This is a genomic window from Ideonella sp. (assembly GCF_041287625.1).
Taxonomy (GTDB): domain Bacteria; phylum Pseudomonadota; class Gammaproteobacteria; order Burkholderiales; family Burkholderiaceae_C; genus Ideonella.
In genome coordinates, this window is sequence record NZ_JBGGNH010000027.1 from 125943 (window position 1) to 145443 (window position 19501).

A 19501-nucleotide genomic window follows, 5' to 3' on the forward strand; every position below is an offset into this window, starting at 1 on the left:
CCGCTCAGACCACCACGTTGACAAGCCGGCCCGGCACGACGATCACCTTCTTGGGCGGTTTGCCTTCGGTGAACTTCTGCAGCTCCGGGTCGGCGAGCGCGGCCATCGCCGCGGCTTCAATGGCGGCCTTGTCGGCACTCGCCGGCACCTTCACGGCACCGCGCAGCTTGCCGTTGATCTGCAACACCAGTTCCAGCTCGTCCTGCACCAGCGCGGCCTCGTCCACTGTCGGCCACGGCGCGTCCAGCAGATCGCCCAGGCGGTCGGCATAACCGAGCTGGGTCCACAGTGCGTGCGTGACATGCGGGCAGGCCGGGTACAGCCCACGCAGCAGCACCGAGAAGCCTTCGCGCAGCACGGCGCTGTCGCCGGCACTGCCGGTGGACTTGAAGCCTTCGAGCGCGTTCAGCAGCTTCATCGCGCCCGAAACCACGGTGTTGTATTGCATGCGCTCGTAGTCGTACGAGATCTGCTTGAGCACCAGGTGCACCTCGCGGCGCAGCGCCTTGGCGTCGGCCGACAGGGAGGTGGCGATGTCGCTGGCGGCCTTCAGCGCCTCGGCGTTCTTGGCGCCAAAGCCCCACACGCGCTTCAGGAAACGGTGCGCACCTTCCACGGCGGAGTCGTTCCACTCCAGTGTCTGCTCCGGCGGCGCGGCGAACATCACGAACAGGCGTGCGGTGTCGGCGCCGTAGCGGTCGATCAGCGCCTGCGGGTCGATGCCGTTGTTCTTGGACTTCGACATGGTCGTCATCTCGTACTCGACCGGCGAGCCGTCAGACTTCAGCTTGTAGCCTTCGATGGCACCCTTGTCGTTGAGCACGGTCTCGACGTCCTGCTCCCAGAAGTAGTTCTTGCCAGCGTCGGCCGGCTTCTGGAAATAGGCACCTTTGAGCACCATGCCCTGGGTCAGCAGGTTCTTGAAGGGCTCGCCGAACTTGATGAGCTTCAGGTCGCGCATCACCTTGGTCCAGAAGCGCGCGTACAGCAGGTGCAGGATCGCGTGTTCGATGCCGCCGATGTACTGGTCCATCGGCATCCAGTAGTCGGTGCCGGCGCCGACCATCTGCTGCTCGTTGGCCGGGTCGCAGTAGCGCATGAAGTACCAGGACGAATCGACGAAGGTGTCCATCGTGTCCGTCTCGCGGCGCGCGGCCTTGCCGCATTTCGGGCAGGCCACGTTCAGGAAGCCGGCATGCTTGTTCAGCGGGTTGCCGGAACCGTCCGGGATCAGGTCTTCCGGCAGCACCACCGGCAAGTCCTGCTCAGGCACCGGCACCACGCCGCAGCCGGGATTCTCGTCGGTTCCGCAGTGGATGATGGGGATCGGCGTGCCCCAGTAGCGCTGGCGGCTGACACCCCAGTCGCGCAGCCGCCAGGTGGTCTTCTTCTCGCCCAGGCCCTTGGCGCCAACGAGTTCCGCGACCTTGCTGACGGCCGCCTTCTGGCCCAGGCCGTTCAGCTCACCTGAGTTCACGCAGACGCACCTCTGCTTGTCGCCGTACCACTCGGCCCAGGCCTCGGTGGAGAAGGTTTCGCCTTCCACGGCGACGACTTGCTTGATCTCGATGCCGTACTTCTTCGCAAACGCGAAATCGCGCTCATCGTGCGCCGGCACGCCCATCACGGCGCCGTCGCCGTAGCTCATCAGCACGTAGTTGCCGACCCACACCGGCACTTCCGCGCCGGTCAGCGGGTGGGTGACGAGCAGCGAGGTCTTCACGCCCTTCTTCTCCTGCGTGGCCAGCTCGGCTTCTGTCGTGCCGCCCTGCGCGCATTCGGCAATGAAAGCCGCCACCTCGGGCTGGCTGGCGGCGGCGTGCGCGGCCAGCGGGTGTTCCGGCGCCACGGCGCAGAAGGTCACGCCCATGATGGTGTCGGCGCGGGTCGTGAACACAAACAGCTTGCCGCCCTGGATCAGCCCGCCGTCGGCACTGGCGATCTCGTGCGGGAACGCAAAGCGCACGCCTTCGCTCTTGCCGATCCAGTTCTCCTGCATCAGCCGCACACGCTCTGGCCAGCCGGAGAGGTACTCGGGATCGCTCGGGTCGGTCACGGCCGACAGCAGCTCTTCGGCGTACTTGGTGATGTTCAGGTAGTAGCCCGGGATCTCGCGCTTTTCCACCGGCGCGCCCGAGCGCCAGCCGTGGCCGTCGATCACCTGCTCGTTGGCCAGCACCGTCATGTCCACCGGGTCCCAGTTGACGATCTGGGTGCGGCGCTCGCAGATGCCCGCTTCAAGCATCTTCAGGAACAGCCACTGGTTCCACTTGTAGTACGAGGGCTGGCAGGTGGCAACCTCGCGCGACCAGTCGATCGCCAGGCCCATGGCCTGCATCTGCCCCTTCATGTGCGCGATGTTGTCGTAGGTCCACTTCGCGGGTGGCACCTTGTTCTTGATCGCGGCGTTTTCGGCCGGCAGGCCGAAGGCGTCCCAGCCCATGGGCATCAGCACGTTCATGCCCTTCATGCGCAGCTGGCGCGCGAGCATGTCGTTGATCGTGTAATTGCGCACGTGGCCCATGTGCAGCTTGCCGGACGGGTACGGCAGCATCGAGCAGGCGTAGAACTTCGGCTTGTTCTGGTCTTCGCTCACGCGGTAGGCGTCGCGCGCGTGCCAGTGCGCCTGGGCGGCCGACTCGACTTCGGCGGGGACGTATTTCTCGTTCATCGCCAAATTATCGCGCGTGGCCGGCCGCCTGGCCTTTTGGCATCATGAGCGCCAACAAGGGAGAGGGCCGCCACCGGCGGGCACACGCATGCAGCAGTACATCCACCGGGCGCTGGCCGCCACCGCGCTGGGCCTGGCCACGGCCGCCAGCGCCCAGCTGGCCGAAAAGCCCAGCGGCCACCAGGCCGGCCGCGCCGTGGCGTCGCCCGGTGCAGCCAACGCCGTGCCGGCCGGCTGGCTGCCCCGGCTGGCCAGCCGCCAGGAACTGGACCGCCTGGCGCGGGTGTACGACGCCGGCACCGCGCTGGCGCTGCCCCATGTGCTGTTCATGATTGACCGCACCAACGGCGAGCAGGTGATGTTCCTGGACAGCCGCCGCTTCGCGCTGCATGAGCAGTTCCTGCGGGCGCGCGACGGCGCAGCGGCCTGGCCGCATGCGGCGGTGGCGCAGAACTACCGCTCGCCGCAGCGACGCTACCTGATGGGCACCTTGAGCTGGCAGGCCGCAGCGGGCGCCTGGACCTACGAGTTCTGGGAGGGCGATCCGCTGTCGCCCGCATTGCTGCGCCTGGCCGACCAGCGGCTGCGCGCGGCGTTTTTCGCGCCGCTGCGTTTCAAGCCCACCTCGTCGGCCCAGCAGGCGCTGGCCGAAGGCCTGCAGCCAGGGCTGGACCAGCCGCTGCTGAGCCAGGCGGCCGTCATCGCCAAGCAGGGCTTTCTGCCGCTGAACCCGGGCAGCGCGGTCGGGCAGCTGCGGGTGCGCGACGACCCGGAGGCGACGGAAGACCTGCAGCGCGGCGACATCGTGCTGCTGGGCACGCTGCCGCAGAACCTGCCACCGGTGGCGGGCGTGCTGACGCTGCAGCCGTCCACCGCGCTGTCGCATGTCAACCTGCTGGCGCGCGGTTGGGGCATTCCGAATGCCTGGTCGCGCGACGCCGAACGCTGGCGCGCGCTGGACGGGCAATGGGTGCGGCTGACGGTGGCCCGCACCGGCGTGACGCTGGTGCCGGCCAGCGAGGCCGAGGTGGCGCAGGCGCAAGCCAGGCCACTGGTGGCCAAAGCGACGAACTGGCCGCAACCGGACCTGGCGCACAGCGCGCTGGCGCCACTGGCCGAGCTGCGCCGGGCCGACAGCCGGCGCTGCGGCAGCAAGGCCGCGAACCTGGGCGAGCTGACAGCCGCGCGGCGCCAGGGCCAGCTGCCCGGCGCCGCGCCGGTGCCCTCGGGCTTCTGCATCCCGTTCGCCCGCTTCGCCGCCTTCATGGCCCAGCCGGCGGCGCGCGTGGCGCTGGCGGAGGCGGTGGGCACGCCTGACTTTGCGCTCAACCGTCAGGTCCGGGCGCAGGCGCTGGCGCAGTTGCGCGAGGCGCTGGTCGCGCTGCCGGTGTCGGAGGCCGAGCTGCGGCGCTGGCACGAGGCGCGCGGGCGTGCTGTCCCTGGCGGCCGCGGCGTGTTCGTGCGCAGCTCGTCCAACTCCGAGGACCTGTCCGGCTTCAGCGGCGCCGGGCTTTACACCACGGTGCCCAACGTGGCCGACGACGATGCGAAGCTGGCCGAGGCGGTGAAGACCGTCTGGGCCTCGGTCTACAACACCGAGGCCTGGGAGGCGCGGCGCGCGGCCGGTGTGCCGCACGACAAGGTGGTGATGGGCGTGCTGGTGCAGCAGGCGGTGGACGCACAGGCGGCCGGCGTGATGACCACCGCCAATCCCTTCGACGTGACGCAGCCCGGCATGAGCTTCATCACCGCCAAGCGCGGCCTGGGCATTCGGGTGGTGGACGGGCTGCGCCAGGCCGAGCAGGTGCTCTACCACCGGCGCAGCGACAGCATCCAGGTGCTCAGCCGCACCGAAGACCCGGTGGCGCTGCTGCTGGACCCGCAAGGCGGCGTGCGCGAAGCCCCGGCCGAGCCTGGCCGCGCGGTGCTGAGCGACGCGCTGGTGCGGCAACTGGCGCGGGTAGGCGAAGCGGTGCAGCGGCGCCTGGGCCCGGCACCGCAGGACATCGAATGGGCCATCGACCCGGCCGGGCAGGTGGTGCTGCTGCAGTCACGGCCGCTGGTGACGCGGCGCTAGCAGCCTGCTTCGATCAAGGGGCGGCGGGCTTGGCTGGCGGGCCGGCGGTGATGAAGCCGATGTGGCTGAGGCCGGCGTCCTGCAGCAGGCCGATCAGCTCGGCCACGCGGCCGTAGGGCACCTTCTCGTCGGCGCGCAGCTGCACCTCGGTGTTTGGATCTTGCTGCGAGGCCTGGCGGGCGCGCAGCGTCAGCTGGGCGTCGTTGACCTGCTCGTCGCCCAGGTGCAACTGGCCGTCGAGGCTGACGGCCACCGAGAGGAACACCGGGTTGTCGCCTGGCGACGCGCCTTCGGCCTTGGGCAGGTCCAGCTTCAGGCTGCTGGCCATCAGCGGGGCGGTGATCATGAAGATCACCAGCAGCACCAGCATCACGTCGATCAGCGGCGTCATGTTGATGTCCGCCATCGGCTGCGGCGGGCGGGTGCGTTCCAGGCGTCCGAAGGCCATGACGAGGTCTTGCGCCGGCGGCTCAGCGGCGCGTCAGCACGAGGTCGCGCAGGTCGTGCGCAAAACCTTCGAGCTCGGCTTCCAGCGCGCCCAGCCACTTGCCGAACAAGTTGTAGGCCAGCACCGCCGGGATGGCCACGGCCAGGCCGGCGGCGGTCATGATCAGCGCTTCGCCGACCGGGCCGGCGACCTTGTCGATCGACAGGCTGCCTGCCGTCGAGATGCCCAGCAGCGCGTGGTAAATGCCCCAGACGGTGCCGAACAGGCCGATGAAGGGCGAGGTGGCGCCCACCGAGGCCAGGAACACCTGGCCGCTCTGCAGCCGGCCCAGGCCTTCGTGCAGCGCGTCGCGCAGGCGGCGGGTCAGCTGCGCTTCGGCGCTGGCGCTGCCTTGCAGCGTGCCGGCCATCGGTTGCGCGGCCGCCGCATCCACCATGCCCAGCAGCACCTGCTCGCGGTCCAGCTTGGCCACGCGTTCGCGGCCATCCTTCAGGTTTGGCGCCTGCCAGAAGGCCGCCACACTGTCGCGCTGGCCGCGCAGCGCGCGGCGCAGCAGCCAGCTCTTCCAGACGATCAGCACCCACGCGCCAACCGACATCGCCAGCAGCAGCAGGGCCACCGTGCGGCCAATGCCGTCGCTGCCCGCCCAGAAGTCGCTGAGCCCGTTCATGTCAGGACAGCCCCAGCACGTCGTTCATGTCGAACAGGCCGCTGCTTTTATCGGCCAGGAAGCGCGCGGCGCGCAGGCTGCCCTGGGCGTAGGTCACGCGGCTGGCGCTCTTGTGGGTGATCTCGATGCGCTCGCCAATGCCGGCGAACAGGACGGTGTGGTCGCCGACGATGTCGCCGCCGCGCACCGTGGCAAAGCCGATGGTGCTGGGGTCGCGCGCGCCGGTGACGCCTTCGCGGCCGTAGACGGCACATGCCTTGAGGTCGCGGCCGAGCGCCTTGGCGACGACTTCCCCCATCGCCAACGCGGTGCCGCTGGGCGCGTCGACCTTGTGGCGGTGATGGGCCTCGATGATCTCGATGTCGTAGCCTTCGTTCAGCGCCTTGGCGGCCTGCGCCAGCAGTTGCATCACGACGTTGACGCCCACGCTCATGTTGGGCGCCATCATGATGGCGATGCGCTGCGCGGCGGCACCGATGCGGGCCTTGTGTTCCGGCTCGAAGCCGGTCGTGCCGATGACCATCTTCACGCCCAGGCGTTCGCATTCGGCCAGGTGGGCCAGCGTGCCTTCGGGGCGGGTGAAGTCGATCAGCACCTGGGCGTTGGCCAGGCCGTCGGCCAGGTTGGCGGTGATCTTGACGCCGCTGGCCTGGCCCAGCCAGGCGGCGGCGTCGCTGCCCAGCGCGGGGCTGCCTTCGCGGTCCAGTGCGCCGGCCAGCACGCAGTCGTCAGCGGCCTGCACTGCCTCGATCAGCATGCGGCCCATGCGGCCGCTGGCACCGGCAATGGCGATGCGCAAGGGGCCGCCAGAGCTCACAGCGTCTCCAGCGGCGGGTAGCTGCGGGTCGGGCCGGTGGGGGCTGCGGCGGTGCTGGCGGCTGCGGCGGGCGGCAGCGGCAGCGCGCCGCGTTCCTCGTCGGTCAGCATCAGCTTGCGTTCCTTGCTCGGGTCGGCCTTGTAGCGGGTGATGGACGCGACGAACTCGCGTTCGGACGGCATGTCGGGCGGCGCGTCGACCGTCTCCACCGTGTCGCCCTTGAAGCGGATCACCACCGAGCGCTTCTGCGCTTCTGTGCCGGGGCGGCGCAGGGTGAACACGTAGTCCCAGCGTTCGCCGTGGAAGGGGTCGGCCAGCAGCGGTGAGCCGAGGATGTCGCGCACGTCGTTGCGGCTGCGGCCCGGCTTGATCTGTGCGATCTGCTCCGAGGTCACGACGTTGCCCTGGACGATCTCGACCTTGTACGGCGTGATCACGCTGGTGATGCCCTCGCTCATGGTGCGCGAGACATAGGCGCAACCGCCCAGCAGGCTGGCCGCCATCAGCGCGGCCGCGACCGCGACGGGTCGAACAGAACTCAGCAAAGGCATACGGCGAATCGCCCTGCGGGCGGCGATGGAGCGAAAAAGAAACCGCGCGACACGAGGCGAAGGCGGCCGAAACGGCTTGCCTGTCGCTTGAGGCGGACAGGCTGGCTATGATTGGACGATTCTAGGGCAACGCCAAACAAGTCTCACCAAGCCCCGCGGGGCCAGGGATTGACACCATGAGCAACCAGGTTGACGAACTGAAGAGCAGCGGCTTGAAGGCCACGCTGCCGCGCATCCGCATTCTGGAGGTCTTCCAGAAGACCCAGCAGCGGCACATGACGGCTGAAGACGTGTTCAAGGCCTTGATGAACGAGGGCGCGGACATCGGGCTGGCGACGGTCTACCGCGTGCTGATGCAGTTCGAGCAGGCGGGCATCCTGGCGCGCAGCCATTTCGAGTCGGGCAAGTCGGTCTTCGAGCTCAACGAGGGCAACCACCATGACCACCTGGTCTGCCTGAGCTGCGGCCGGGTCGAGGAATTCTTCGATCCCGAGATCGAGTCGCGGCAGCGCGCTGTGGCGCAGTCACGCGGCTTTGCGCTGCAGGACCATGCACTGGCGCTGTACGCCACCTGTGTCAAGACCGATTGTGAACACCGCCCGGCAGGCGGCGTCAAACATCAGAACCCGAACTCATGGCCGCCTGGTGGCGTGCGATGAATTCCTGGTAGGTGTCGATGCCGCGCAGTTGCAGGATGGTGTTGCGCACCGCGGCTTCCACCAGCACCGCCAGGTTGCGGCCGGCGTCCACGGCAATCACCACCTTGCGGATCGGAATCTCGAGGATGTCCTCGTGCAAAGGTTCGTAAGGCAGGCGCTCGAACTCGCGCTCCATGGTTTCCTTGCGGACCAGGTGCACGATCAGCTTCAGCCGCATCTTGCGCCGCACCGCCGTCTCGCCAAAGATGGCCTTGATGTCCAACAGGCCGATGCCTCGCACCTCCAGCAGGTTCATCAGCAGCTCCGGGCAGCGGCCTTCCAGCGTGGCCTGCGAGATGCGGAACAGGTCCACGGCGTCGTCGGCCACCAGGCCGTGGCCGCGTGAGATCAGCTCCAACCCGAGTTCGCTCTTGCCCAGGCCCGATTCGCCCGTCAGCAACACGCCCAGGCCCAGGATGTCCATGAACACGCCGTGGCGCGTGGTCCTGTCGGCCATCAGCTGGCTCAGGTAGGCACGCACCACGTCGATCACATGGCCGGCCGAGTGGCTGGTGGTGAACAGCGGGATCTCGGCCCGGTCGCACATCGCCACCAGGCGGTCCGGCGGGCGCTGGCCATCGGCCACGATGATGACCGGCGGCTCCAGCGTGACGATGCGCTGGATGCGGCGCTCCTGGATCTCCGGCGCGGCGGCTTCGCCCAGGTAGTCGACCTCGCGGCGGCCGACCAGCTGCACCCGGTACGGGTGGATGTAGTTCAGGTAGCCGACCAGGTCGGCGGCCGAGCGGGCGTCGCGCACGGCGGCTTCGTCGAAGCGGCGCTCCGGGTGGGCGTGGCCGGCGATCCATTCCCAGCGCAGGGCCGGCTGGTGCTCCTCAAACAGCGCCTCGGCGCTGATCGAAATGGCTTTCACGCCACCGACTTCAGCGGTTCCCAGCCTTCGATCAGGCGGTGCACGGCGGCTGCGTCCGGCTCGCTCTTGAGCTTGTCGCGCAGTTCGCGGTCGGACAGCAGTTCGGCAATCTCGGACAGGATTTCCAGGTGGCGCTGGGTCGCGGCTTCGGGCACCAGCAGGAAGATCAGCAGGCTGACCGGTTCGTCGTCCGGCGCATCAAACGGAATGGCTTGCTGCACGCGCAGCACCGCCGCCAGCGGGTTTTTCAGGCCCTTGACACGGCCGTGCGGCACGGCGACGCCATGGCCCAGACCGGTGGAGCCCAGGCGTTCGCGGGCGAACAGGTTGTCGGTGACCGTGGCCCGGGCAATCGCATGCTGGTTCTCGAACAGCAGGCCGGCGTGCTCGAACGCGCGCTTTTTGCTGGTGGCGTCCACACCCACCAGCACATTGGCGGCGGGCAGGATGGCGGCAAGGCGGTTCATGAAGAATGGTCTCCGACTACGGTCACAACTGGAGCGGCAGGCTGTTCAAGCGTGCGGGCGGGGAGCGGATTATAGAAATTGTCATGCTCACCATGAACTTGAAAGAAGCCTGAATCAAGTGGTTGACGGATGGGGTGCTGCGTTGCAGCAACAGTTCACGATTTCGCTGGTGTAACAGTCTTGCGCTTTGCCCAGGCAGCAAAAACGGCCCCGCAGGGCCGTGTTGGGTCGACAAAAGCGAAGCCATTCAGAGCGGTGCGGCCACCTGGCGCTTGGCCGATTCGTGGTGGTGGTCCTGCATGCGGTCCTTGTGACGGCAGACCTGGCGGTCCAGCTTGTCCATCAGTTGGTCGATTGCCGCATAAAGGTCCTCGTGGCAGTGTTCCACGAAGATGTCGCGGCCTTTGACATGGAGGGTGACCTCCGCCTTTTGTCGTCGATCCTTTTCCTTCTGGTTGTCTATCGTCAGCAGGACGTTGACATCGACCACCTGGTCGAAATGGCGTGTGACCCGGTCCAGCTTGGTCAGCACGTACTCGCGAAGCGCGGGGGTAACGTCTAGGTGATGTCCGCTGATCGTCAGGTTCATCGAGGACTCCTTTCAGGAAAGGGGAAAACAAGGGCAGGCTCATCGCCTGCATTTGGTCGCTCGCAGCCGGTGCCTTTGGGGGCTCCGGTCGAATTCAGTGTGCTCGTGGACCTCCGCTTTGACAAGCGTGGTCAGCCCCGGCGCAGGGGGTTAGACTCCCAGGTTGTGAGCATTACTGCGCAGGCCGGTTGAGGCGGCGTTTGGCCCCGTGAGGGCCAAGCCCGCGCCAATGCAGCGCAGCCCGGTATCACGGCGCTTTTGAGCCGCCGGGGCGTTCGGGCCCTGGCATTCGAAAGCGCCACTGGCTGGGCAAAAACCCAGGGAAAACCCCGGGAGGCTCGCCGTTTTTAGACCCTGCCTGCAAGGCCGGTTTTGCCTATTTTTGATTGTCGAGAGCACGACTTGGACACCCCTCACCCTCGGTGACCGTCCATTCCAGCTGCCGCTGGGGTGAGACGGTCTGCCCCGAACACCCCGACTTGATCCTTTTGCCCGCGCAGCGCCCGCCTCATCCGGCCGCCGTGCCGGGCCGATCCGCTGGAAGTACCGCATGCTCAACGTGTTCACGCTGGACAAAGGCCGCCTGAGTGGCCGCCTCGTGCAAGAGGAAATCGAAACCGCGGCCGAACTGGCCCAGGTGCAGCCCGTGTGGGTGGACCTGGAGGCGCCTTCGGCCGAGGAGATCGGCTGGATCGCCGGGCGTTTCGGCCTGCAGATCCCCGGCAACATCGTCGACGATGACCTGGAAGAGTCCGCCCGCTTCTACGAGGAAGACAACGGCGAGCTGCACATTCGCTCTGACTTCCTGATCGATGACGACATCACGCCGCGCAACGTGCGCGTGGCCTTCATCCTGTTCAACAACGTGCTGTTTTCGGTGCACGCCGAGGATCTGCCGGTGTTCCGCCTGCTGCGGCTGCGTGCGCGCCGCATTCCGGCCCTGATCGAAGACGCCAAGGACGTGCTGCTGAAGCTCTACGACGCCGACGCCGAATACTCGGCCGATGCGCTCGAGAGCATCTACGACAGTCTGGAAAAAGTTGGTTCCCGGGTGCTCAAGCAGGACGTGGACGACCGCGTCGCGGCCGAGATCCTGGCCGCCATTGCCAAGGAAGAAGACTTGAACGGCCGCATCCGCCGCAACGTGATGGACACGCGCCGCGCGGTCAGCTTCATGATGCGCAGCCGCATGCTCAACGCCGAGCAGTTCGAGGAATCGCGCCAGATCCTGCGCGACATCGACTCGCTGGACAGCCACACCGCCTTCCTGTTCGACAAGATCAACTTTCTGATGGACGCCACCGTCGGCTTCATCAACATCAACCAGAACAAGATCATCAAGATCTTCTCGGTGGCCTCGGTCGCGCTGCTGCCGCCGACCTTGATCGCCAGCATCTACGGCATGAACTTCCAGGCCATGCCCGAGTTGACCTGGAAGTACGGCTACCCCTATGCGCTGTGCCTGATGGTGGCCTCGGTCGCCGCGCCGCTGCTGTACTTCCGCCGCAAGGGCTGGATGCGGTGAGCGGCATGCCGAGCTGGCGCGCCATCACGCTGGACCTGGACGACACGCTGTGGCCGGTCTGGCCAGCCATCGAAGCGGCCGAGGTCGTGTTGCACGGCTGGCTGCGGGCCAACGCGCCGGTCACGGCTGCGGCCTTCGACACCGCTGCGCTGCGCCGCATCCGCGAGCAGGTGGGCCGCGAACATCCCGAGCGCGGCCACGACCTCAGCTGGCTGCGGCTGACCAGCATTGCGCGTGCGCTGGCCCAGTGTGGCGAAGACCCGGGACTGGCCGGGCCAGCTTTCGAGCTGTTCTTCGAACACCGCCAAAAGGTCCAGCTTTACGACGACGTGCCCGCCGCGCTGGCCCGGCTGGCCGCGCGTGGCCCGGTGCTGGCGCTGACCAATGGCAATGCCGACCTGCAGCGCATCGGCGTGGCCGGGCATTTCGTCGGCACGCTCGGCGCACGCGAGTTTGGCGTTGGCAAGCCCGAGCCTGCGTTTTTCCATGCTGCCTGCGAGCGCCTGGGCTGCGCGCCGCACGAAGTGCTGCACGTGGGCGACGACTGGGCGCTGGACATCGAAGGCGCGCATGCCGCCGGCATGGCCAGCGTCTGGCTGCACCGGCCTGGCCATCGCCCCAAGCCGCTGCGCACCACCGCCACGCCGTGGCGCGAGCTGGATTCGCTGAGCGCGCTGGCCGATGCGCTGGACCTGTTCGACGCCGCGCCGGCGTCCTGATCAGTCCCGGGTCTGTTGCGCGGCGGGCCCGGCAATGCGGCGCTTGAGCCAGCGCAGCAGCCCGCCCAGCAGCGGCAGTTGTTCGTACAGCTCCTCGGCGGCGTCCCAGTAGTCGCGGTGCAGCGCCACCCGCCCCTGCAGGTCGAACAGCAAATGGCTGCTGCCATGGATGTGCAGCGGCCGGCCGTTGCGCAGCGCGTCGAAATCCCAGGTCATGAAGCATTGCGCGCCTTCGGCGATCACGCTGTGCACCGTGAAGCGAGGTGCTTCGAGGTTGGTGAACATGCGGCGGAAGATCGCATCGATCTCGGCCACGCCTTGCACGCTGTGGAACGGGTCCTTGAAATAGGCCTCGGGCGTGTAGAGCCTGGGCAGCTGCGCCAGGTCGCACAGTTGCAGGTGCTCGAAGAAGTGGATCAGCTTCTGCACCCGCGCGTCGGCATGGCGAGGCGCGGGGCGCTGCTGGTCCTGCAGCTTGGCAGAAGTGGGCAAGGCATCTTTCAGCATGGTCACAGCCCCGTCACCCGGCGCACAGCCGGGAAGTACAAGGCGTCCGGCAGGTAGCGCGCGGCGCGCATCCAGCGGGTGAAACGTTTGGGGAAGTGCAGCGAGAAGTCGCCCGCGGCCCAGCCGGCCAGCATCTGCCTGGCGGCTTCGTCGGCGCTGATCAGGGCCGGCATCGCATGCTCGTTCTGCTGCACCAGCGGCGTGTCGACAAAACCCGGGCAGACCACCGACACGCCGATCCCTCGCGCATGCAAATCGCAGTAAAGGCACTCGGCCAGGTTGATCAGCGCCGCCTTGGTCGGCCCGTAGGCCAGAGAGTTCGGCAGCCCGCGGTAGCCGGCCACGCTGCTGACCAGGCTCAGGTGGCCGCCGCGCTGGCGCAGCAGCACCGGCAGCACCGCGTCCAGCAGGTGCAGCGCGCCGACGTAGTTGATCTGGTCATGGCGCAGCGCGTCGACCAGGTCGAAGGCTGTGGCACGTGCCGCTCGGTAGTGGCCGGCGCAGAACACCACCATGTCCAGGCGGCCATGCCGCGCCACCAGGGTCTGCGCGGCGGCCTGCAGAGAGTCGCGGTCCGTCACGTCCAGCGCAATCCCCTGGCTGCCCGGGTGGCGGGCCACGAATTCGTTAAGAGGAACCTCATTTCGGGCCGAGCAGACGACGACAGAACCGGCGGCATGCAGCCGCTCGGCCAGCGCCCGGCCAATGCCCGAAGAGGCGCCGACCAGCCAGACCACCTGGCCTTGCCAGCCGGAAATGCGGGGGTTCAGGGACATCGAGGGCTTTCGCAGCAGTGCAAGCGGGCGGGCATGGCCGGGTTCATGGCTTGTAGAAGGCCAGCGTGACCTCGCCGAGCTGGACGCCGAACTTGCGCATCGCCGCCTTGTTGAACATCACGTGGGCATCCATCAGGTACATCCAGTCGTCGAACTGCACCTCGTAGACCGCGCCGTCCACCGGCAGGCGCAGCGTGTAGTGCCAGTTCAGCGCATTGCCTGCGGCCTGGCCGATGGCTTCGCCCACCACGTCGTCTGCCGTGCCCGTGTAGCGGCCATCGGGCAACTGCCGCAGGTGCCAGACCCGGCGCTGGCGCTCGCCGTCGCTGTAGACAAAGTCCTCTTCAAGCACACCCTCGTTGCCTTCCCAGCGGCCGTTCAGGGCGACGCTGAAGCGGCGGACGACCTTGCCCGAGCGGTCAGTGAACAGCCCCTGCGCGCTCATGGGGCCGTTGAAATAGCTGCGCAGGTCCAGCACCGGGGTCTGGCTGGCGTAGTCGGCTGGTGTCGGGCTGGCGCAGCCTGACAGCAAGGCCAGGCACAGCGGCGTGCTGAGCGCGAGCCCGGCCACGCGAGGCCAGCGGGTGTTCAGGCGGGCAAACATTCAGGCACCTTTTTTCGCAGCCAGCCGTGCCACAGCAGTAGGCCAGCCAGGGTTTTCAACACACAGGGCAGCACGCCATACACACTGGCCAATGCCAGGCCGGCGGCCGCATCGGCATGGCCTGGCGCATAGCCGAGCGCCTGCAGCAGCGGCAGCGCCACGCCGGCCGCAAGCGCCAGGTTCAGCTTGGTGCAGAGCTGCCACCAGCCGAACCAGGCGCCTTCGCTGCGGCCATGCAAGCCTGCTTCGCGCAACAGGCCGGCCAGCAGCGCGGGCGGCACGCTGAGGTCCGCGCCCAGCGCCACGCCGCTGGCCACGCAGATCAGGCCGTAGGCCAGCGTGTCGCCCGCGCCCAGCGCCACCGCGCCGAGGAAGCTCAGCACCGCCAGGCCCATGCCCAGCGCCCAGCAGCCCGCCAGCCCCAGCCACTTCACGCCGCGCACCCACAGCGGCAGCGACAGTGCAGCGGCGAGGAAATATGCGCCCAGGAACAGCGGCGCCAGCGCGGGCGCCTGCAGCCGGTCGCGAATGAAAAACAGCACCAGCGTGGCCGCGATCGCGCTGGCCATGCCGTTCAGCAGGTAGACGCCCAACAGGCGCCGGAAGCGCGCATGGCGCAGCGGCGCCAGCAGCGAAGGGGCGGCTTCGGGAGCGGCCATCGCCAGCTGCGGCCGCGGTGCGCGCGACAGGCCGATCAGGCCCGCGGCCAGGGTGGCGGCCAGCACCGCGCTGGTCCACTGCAGGCTCACGCCGGCCAGCAGGCTGGCCGTGATCACGCCCAGCAGCCCCAGCCCTTCGCGCCAGGCCACCACGCGGGCCCGCTGGGCTTCGTCACCGCCCAGGCTGGCGCCCCAGGCCTGGTGCAGCACGCTGAGTGCGCTGTAGGCCAGGTAGCAGCCGGCCAGCATCAACGCGCACCAGGCGAGCAATGCCGGGCTGCCACGCACGGGTGGGAAAAACAGGCCGTGGAAGCTGGCGGCCAGCAGCAGCGCGGCGGCCAGCGCCATCGGTGCCCAGTCGCGCGGCGGCCGGCGCAGCAGCCTGTCCATGCCGCGGCCGATCAGTGGGTCGATCACCGCGTCCCCGGCGCGCGCCAGCAGCAGCAGCGCGCCCAGGCTGGCCAGCGGCACGCCGAAACTGCGTGCGTAGTGCTCGGGCAGCACCACGTACAAGGGCAGGGCCACGAAGGCCAGCGGCAGGCCCAGCCCGCCGTAGGCCAGGCCGGCGCGCCAGCCGGGCAGCGGTGGGGCGGCGGCTGTGGCCAGGCTCACGGCGCGCGGCCCAGCAGCTGCTGGCGCAGCGCGGGCTCCGAGGTCGCTTCCGACAACCAGATGCCGAAGAATCGGTCGGCGAATGCCGGGTCGCGCAGCTCACCGACCGCGCGGCCGTTGACGTAGAAGCGCGCCGCCTGGCTGGGTTCGAGCACGCCGGTGATGCGGTCGCCCGGCTTCACGTCGGGAAAGAGTTCCTTCATGCGCGCCAGCCAGGCCGCGCCCTGGGCCGCGCTGAAGCTGCCCTGGCGCCGCATCTCGTCCAGCGAGCGCTCGGCGATCTTCGCGCCGTCCAACCCGTGGTCGTAGCGGATCTCCAGCGCCAGCGGCTTGGCGGTCCAGTCGCTGGCGCTGACGGGGGCCGCCGCCCACAGGGCAATCTCGTAGATGGCGATGCCGAGGAACCGCATGCGGCCCTGGCCCTGGGGCCGCGCGGCTTCGCCCAGCGCCTCGCGCACCTCGGCCGGCGCGGGGCTAGCGGGCGTTGCAGCCTGTGTCCACAGCGGCAAGGCCAGCAGTGCGGCAAGCAGGTGGCGGCGAGGGTGTGGGGCCATGGCCGTGGGCCTCAGTCGCGCTGCAGCGTGAACTGCATGACGTTGGTGTTGCCGCTCTCGAAGGCTGCCTCGCAGTAGGCGAGGTAGAAGTCCCACAGGCGCAGGAAGCGGTCGTCGTAGCCCTGGCGGCGCACGGCTTCTTCGTGGGCCAGGAAGGCGGCGCGCCAGCGGCGCAGCGTCTCGGCATAGTCCGGGCCGAAGGCCATTTCGTCGACCACCCGCAGCCCCGCCTGCGCCGCCTGTTCGCGAAAGGCCGCGGGGCTGGGCAGCATGCCGCCGGGGAAGACGTATTGCTGGATGAAATCGGTGCCACCGGCGTAGCGTTCGAACAGCTCGTCGCGCAGCGTGATGGACTGGACGCAGGCCCGGCCGCCGGCCTTGAGCTTGGCATGCACGCCGCGGAAGAACTGTGGCCAGTAGGCCTGGCCCACGGCCTCGAACATCTCGATCGAGACCACCGCGTCGAAGCCGCTTTCCGGCACGTCGCGGTAGTCCTGCAGGCGCAGCTCGGCCAGGCCGTCCAGGCCCTGGCGCGCCAGCCGTGCTTGCGCAAAAGCCAGTTGCTCGGTGGACAGTGTCACGCCCGTCAGCGCCAGCCCGCGCTGCGCCGCAGCCTCGGCCACCGCGCCCCAGCCGCAGCCGATTTCCAACACCCGCTGGCCCGGCCGCAGGCCGCAGGCGTCCAGCGTGCGGCCGACCTTGGCGCGCTGCGCCTGGTCCAGCGGCTGCTGCAGGTCGCCGTCAAACCAGGCGCTGGAATAGTTCATGGTTTCGTCCAGCCAGAGCCGGTAGAAATCATTGCCCAGGTCGTAATGGGCTTCGATGTTGCGGCGGCTGCCTTCGCGCGAATTGCGGTTCAGCGCATGGCGCACGCGGTGCAGCAGGCTGCCCCACCAGCTGCCGTAGACGGCGCGTTCGAGCTGCTCGCGGTTGGCCATCAACAGGCGCAGCAGTGCTGGCAGGTCTGGCGAACTCCACTCTCCGGCCATGTAGGCCTCGCCAAAGCCCACGTCGCCAGACTTCAGCACCACCGCAAAGGCGCGCCAGTCGTGCAGCCGCAGCACGGCGCCGGGCGCGTCCCGCGGGCCGAAGTGCAGCTGTTCGCCGGCTGGCGTGTGCAGCGTCAGGTTGCCGTGGCCAAGGCCTTGCAGCAGCCGCAGCACCTGGCGGGCGGCAAACGGCGGCCTGGCCTTGCGCGCCCGCGAGTGCACCGGCGTGTTCGGGGCCGACGCATGCTGGGCAGGCGAGGCGGTGGGCGCAGTGGACACATTCATGGGCGGGCACCAGGGTCAGGCCAGGGGGCGCCGCGCGAGGCAACGGCCGCGGGCGCTTCGGGTTTGCGGAAAAACGGCACGCGCTTGCGCCACAGCAGCAAGGCTTGCCAATGGATGCGCGCGGTGATGCCCAGCGTCAACAGCGGCATGCGGCAGAAGATGGCCAGCAGCGCAACGCGCGTGAGCGGCTGCAGTGCGCCACTGACGCTGGTGCGCAGCAGCAGGCCGTGGGCGTCGTCGTGTTCGATGCGCACGACGGTGCGCGGCCGCGCGGCCGGTCGCGAGCCGAGGTCGTTGCGCAGAAAGCGGAAGCGGTAGCCGCCGGTGACTTCGCAGAACGGCGAGACGTGCAGCTGCTTGCGCGCCTGCAGCTCACGGCCCCAGGGCAGGGTGTCGCCAGGCTCGCCGTGCAGCACGTAGCAATGCCGCTCGCCAAAAGTGTTGTGCACCTCGGCGACCACTGCGACCAGCGCGCCGTCGGCACTGTGCGCGTACCAGAAGCTCACCGGCTTGAAGGCATAGCCCAGCACGCGCGGCAGGCAGTGCAGCCAGATCTCGCCATTGGCCCGGGCCAGCAGGCCTTCGCGCGCCAGCAAGCCCTCGACCCAGGCCAGGCTGTCGGCAGCGCCGTCGCCATGGTCGCGGTCATGGAAGGCGATCAGGCCGAAGCGGTTGCGCGGCAACGCGGCGCAAGGCTGTCGGCGCAGTGTGCGCATCGGCAGCAGCAGGAAGAAGCTGGGGTAGGCAAAACCATGGGCGACCGGCCGCAGCCGCTGGTGCCGCACCTCGCCAATGCCCAGCAGGGCTTGCGGGTGGCGAAGCATGGCGTTCGACATGTGGCTTCAGGCGCTCAGTGGCCAGGAATGGGCGCGCTGCGTGGTCGCCAGCGCGCTCGCCACGGACAGGCCGGACTGCAGGCCGTCTTCATGGAAGCCATAGCGTGTCCAGGCGCCGCAGAACCAGACATGGCTGGCGCCCTGGATGCGTGGCAGGGCCTGCTGGGCCGCCACCGCGGCCTGGTCGAACACCGGGTGCGCACAGGCGAACTCGCCGTGCACCGTGGCCGGGTGCGGCTCGCGCACCGGGTTCAGCGAGACGACCACCGGCTGCTGCCAGGGCAGCGGCTGCAGCCGGTTCAGCAGGTAGTGCAGGCAGACGGGGTTGCGTTCCTGGTCTTGCCCCGCGGCACGTTCGTAGTTCCAGGCCGCCCAGGCAAGCTTGCGGCGCGGCAGCAGCGAGGCGTCGGTGTGCAGCACCGCGCGGTTGGCGTGGTAGCGGATGGCGCCCAGCAGCCGGCGTTCGTCGCCGCTGGCGTCCGGCAGCAGCGCCAGCGCCTGGTCGCTGTGGCAGGCCAGCACGACTTCGTCGAAGCGCTCGCTGTGCGCCGTGCCATCTGCGCGCCGGCCGTCCAGCATCACGCCGCCCAGGCCGGAGACAGGCGGCAGCCGGCGCACCGCCTGCACCGTGTGGCCGGTGCGCACATCGGCCAGTTGCGCGCGCAGCTTGTCCACATAGACCCGCGATCCGCCTCGCACCGTGTACCACTGCGGCCGGTCCTGCACCTGCAGCAGGCCATGGTTGTGGCAGAAGCGGATCAGCGTGCCGACCGGGAACTGCAGCATCTGCTCGACCGGGCAGGACCAGATGCAGGCGACCATCGGCAGCAGGTAGTCGAGCCGGAATCGTTCGCCGAAGCGGTGTCTGGCGAGAAAGTCCGCGATGGGCTCGGCCAGGGCTGCGTCGTCGCCGGCTTCTGCCATGCGGGTGCACAGGCGGTTGAAGCGCAGCAGGTCGGACAGCATGCCCCAGAACGGTGGCGAGACCAGGTTGCGCCGCTGGGCGAACACCGTGTTGAGCGAGCTGCCGCTCCATTCCAGCGCGCCTGACTGCACCGAGAACGACATCTCGGCCGCTGCGGTTGGCACCTGCAGCGTTTCGAACAGCGAGATCAGGCCCGGGTAGGTGCGCTCGTTGTAGACCAGGAAACCGGTGTCCACGCCGTGACGTTCGCCGTTCAGCAGCAGGTCCACGGTGTGGGCATGGCCGCCGCAGCGGGCTTCGGCCTCGAACAGCGTGACCCGGCTTTGCGGCAGCTCACGCTGCAGCTGCCAAGCGGCGGCTAGGCCCGAGATGCCGGCGCCGACGACGGCGATGCGGGCGCTCACGAACGACGCCTGCGCACAAGGCGCAAAGGGAAAGTCGGGGTGTGTGGCCGAACCGGGTGCCGGGATGCCGCGCGTGCGGGCCGGTTTGGCTCGGGTGGGGAGAAGAAGGAAGCCGCGCAGCGCCCGGGAGCGCAACAGGGAGGGAGGGAGGAGGAGAGGCCCTCCCGGGTGACAGCCAGATCAACTGACAGGCTGCGCGGCTTTAAGAAGACAGCCCCAGGTGTTGCCAGCCTGAGACCGGGGT

General features: G+C 68.7%; 20 protein-coding genes. 4 read left to right on the forward strand and 16 right to left on the reverse strand.

Annotated elements, in window-relative coordinates; translation table 11 throughout:
• Positions 1–4: 4 nt before the first annotated feature.
• Positions 5–2671, reverse strand: a complete 2667-nt coding sequence (gene leuS / locus ACAH41_RS10540; RefSeq protein ID WP_325656212.1) for a leucine--tRNA ligase — start codon at positions 2669–2671, stop codon at positions 5–7.
• 88 nt (positions 2672–2759) lie between these two features.
• Between leuS and ACAH41_RS10545 the strand changes: the two genes are divergently transcribed.
• On the forward strand, positions 2760–4748 hold the full coding sequence (locus ACAH41_RS10545; RefSeq protein WP_325656214.1) for a PEP/pyruvate-binding domain-containing protein: 1989 nt from the start codon (positions 2760–2762) through the stop codon (positions 4746–4748).
• A gap of 13 nt (positions 4749–4761) precedes the next feature.
• On the opposite strand, the gene ACAH41_RS10550 is transcribed toward ACAH41_RS10545, so the two are convergent.
• From ACAH41_RS10550 to ACAH41_RS10565, 4 genes are read right to left on the reverse strand one after another with little or no spacing between them, the layout of a single operon-like run.
• Positions 4762–5196 carry a biopolymer transporter ExbD gene (locus ACAH41_RS10550; RefSeq protein WP_325656216.1) on the reverse strand — a complete coding sequence of 145 codons (435 nt, stop codon included), beginning with the start codon at positions 5194–5196 and terminating at the stop codon, positions 4762–4764.
• 22 nt (positions 5197–5218) lie between these two features.
• On the reverse strand, positions 5219–5866 hold the full coding sequence (locus ACAH41_RS10555) for a MotA/TolQ/ExbB proton channel family protein (protein ID WP_325656218.1): 648 nt from the start codon (positions 5864–5866) through the stop codon (positions 5219–5221).
• A 1-nt stretch (position 5867) separates the two neighbouring features.
• Positions 5868–6683: a 4-hydroxy-tetrahydrodipicolinate reductase gene (gene dapB, locus ACAH41_RS10560; RefSeq protein ID WP_325656220.1), complete on the reverse strand. Its 816-nt coding sequence runs from the start codon at positions 6681–6683 to the stop codon at positions 5868–5870.
• Positions 6680–7234, reverse strand: coding sequence for an outer membrane protein assembly factor BamE (locus ACAH41_RS10565; protein ID WP_325656222.1), 555 nt, complete (start codon positions 7232–7234; stop codon positions 6680–6682). Before ACAH41_RS10565 ends, dapB begins: the two co-directional genes overlap by 4 nt.
• Before the next feature lie 176 nt (positions 7235–7410).
• Between ACAH41_RS10565 and fur the strand changes: the two genes are divergently transcribed.
• Positions 7411–7893: a ferric iron uptake transcriptional regulator gene (fur, locus tag ACAH41_RS10570; protein ID WP_325656224.1), complete on the forward strand. Its 483-nt coding sequence runs from the start codon at positions 7411–7413 to the stop codon at positions 7891–7893.
• On the opposite strand, the gene hprK is transcribed toward fur, so the two are convergent.
• From hprK to hpf, 3 genes are all read right to left on the reverse strand, one after another.
• On the reverse strand, positions 7847–8806 hold the full coding sequence (hprK, locus tag ACAH41_RS10575) for an HPr(Ser) kinase/phosphatase (RefSeq protein WP_141287743.1): 960 nt from the start codon (positions 8804–8806) through the stop codon (positions 7847–7849). The two genes, fur and hprK, sit on opposite strands and share 47 nt — an antisense overlap.
• Positions 8803–9273 carry a PTS sugar transporter subunit IIA gene (locus ACAH41_RS10580; protein WP_325656227.1) on the reverse strand — a complete coding sequence of 157 codons (471 nt, stop codon included), beginning with the start codon at positions 9271–9273 and terminating at the stop codon, positions 8803–8805. Before ACAH41_RS10580 ends, hprK begins: the two co-directional genes overlap by 4 nt.
• A 247-nt stretch (positions 9274–9520) precedes the next feature.
• Positions 9521–9862 carry a ribosome hibernation-promoting factor, HPF/YfiA family gene (gene hpf / locus ACAH41_RS10585; protein ID WP_141287741.1) on the reverse strand — a complete coding sequence of 114 codons (342 nt, stop codon included), beginning with the start codon at positions 9860–9862 and terminating at the stop codon, positions 9521–9523.
• A 550-nt stretch (positions 9863–10412) separates the two neighbouring features.
• Here hpf and corA point away from each other — a divergent pair.
• Both corA and ACAH41_RS10595 read left to right on the forward strand, forming a co-directional pair.
• Positions 10413–11387, forward strand: coding sequence for a magnesium/cobalt transporter CorA (corA, locus tag ACAH41_RS10590; protein ID WP_325656228.1), 975 nt, complete (start codon positions 10413–10415; stop codon positions 11385–11387).
• Between the two features lie 5 nt (positions 11388–11392).
• Positions 11393–12106, forward strand: a complete 714-nt coding sequence (locus ACAH41_RS10595; protein ID WP_325656338.1) for an HAD family hydrolase — start codon at positions 11393–11395, stop codon at positions 12104–12106.
• Here the strand turns inward: ACAH41_RS10595 and ACAH41_RS10600 are convergent, their stop codons facing one another.
• Genes ACAH41_RS10600 through ACAH41_RS10635 form a run of 8 tightly spaced genes read right to left on the reverse strand, consistent with a single transcriptional unit; the run spans position 12107 to position 19257 of the window.
• Positions 12107–12613 carry a nuclear transport factor 2 family protein gene (locus ACAH41_RS10600; RefSeq protein ID WP_370538283.1) on the reverse strand — a complete coding sequence of 169 codons (507 nt, stop codon included), beginning with the start codon at positions 12611–12613 and terminating at the stop codon, positions 12107–12109.
• A 2-nt stretch (positions 12614–12615) separates the two neighbouring features.
• A complete protein-coding gene (locus ACAH41_RS10605) occupies positions 12616–13389 on the reverse strand; it encodes an SDR family NAD(P)-dependent oxidoreductase (protein ID WP_325656232.1) in 774 nt (257 codons plus the stop codon).
• A 43-nt stretch (positions 13390–13432) separates the two neighbouring features.
• Positions 13433–13993, reverse strand: coding sequence for a DUF3833 domain-containing protein (locus ACAH41_RS10610; RefSeq protein WP_325656234.1), 561 nt, complete (start codon positions 13991–13993; stop codon positions 13433–13435).
• A complete protein-coding gene (locus tag ACAH41_RS10615) occupies positions 13978–15264 on the reverse strand; it encodes an MFS transporter (protein WP_325656236.1) in 1287 nt (428 codons plus the stop codon). Before ACAH41_RS10615 ends, ACAH41_RS10610 begins: the two co-directional genes overlap by 16 nt.
• On the reverse strand, positions 15261–15818 hold the full coding sequence (locus tag ACAH41_RS10620; protein ID WP_325656238.1) for a chalcone isomerase family protein: 558 nt from the start codon (positions 15816–15818) through the stop codon (positions 15261–15263). The genes ACAH41_RS10615 and ACAH41_RS10620 overlap by 4 nt, the downstream gene beginning before the upstream one ends.
• A gap of 11 nt (positions 15819–15829) precedes the next feature.
• Positions 15830–17092 carry a cyclopropane-fatty-acyl-phospholipid synthase family protein gene (locus tag ACAH41_RS10625; protein WP_325656240.1) on the reverse strand — a complete coding sequence of 421 codons (1263 nt, stop codon included), beginning with the start codon at positions 17090–17092 and terminating at the stop codon, positions 15830–15832.
• Positions 17089–17928 (reverse strand): DUF1365 domain-containing protein, encoded by an 840-nt coding sequence (locus ACAH41_RS10630; RefSeq protein ID WP_325656242.1) that lies wholly within the window; start codon positions 17926–17928, stop codon positions 17089–17091. The genes ACAH41_RS10625 and ACAH41_RS10630 overlap by 4 nt, the downstream gene beginning before the upstream one ends.
• A 6-nt stretch (positions 17929–17934) precedes the next feature.
• A complete protein-coding gene (locus ACAH41_RS10635) occupies positions 17935–19257 on the reverse strand; it encodes an FAD-dependent oxidoreductase (protein ID WP_325656243.1) in 1323 nt (440 codons plus the stop codon).
• Positions 19258–19501 lie beyond the last annotated feature (244 nt).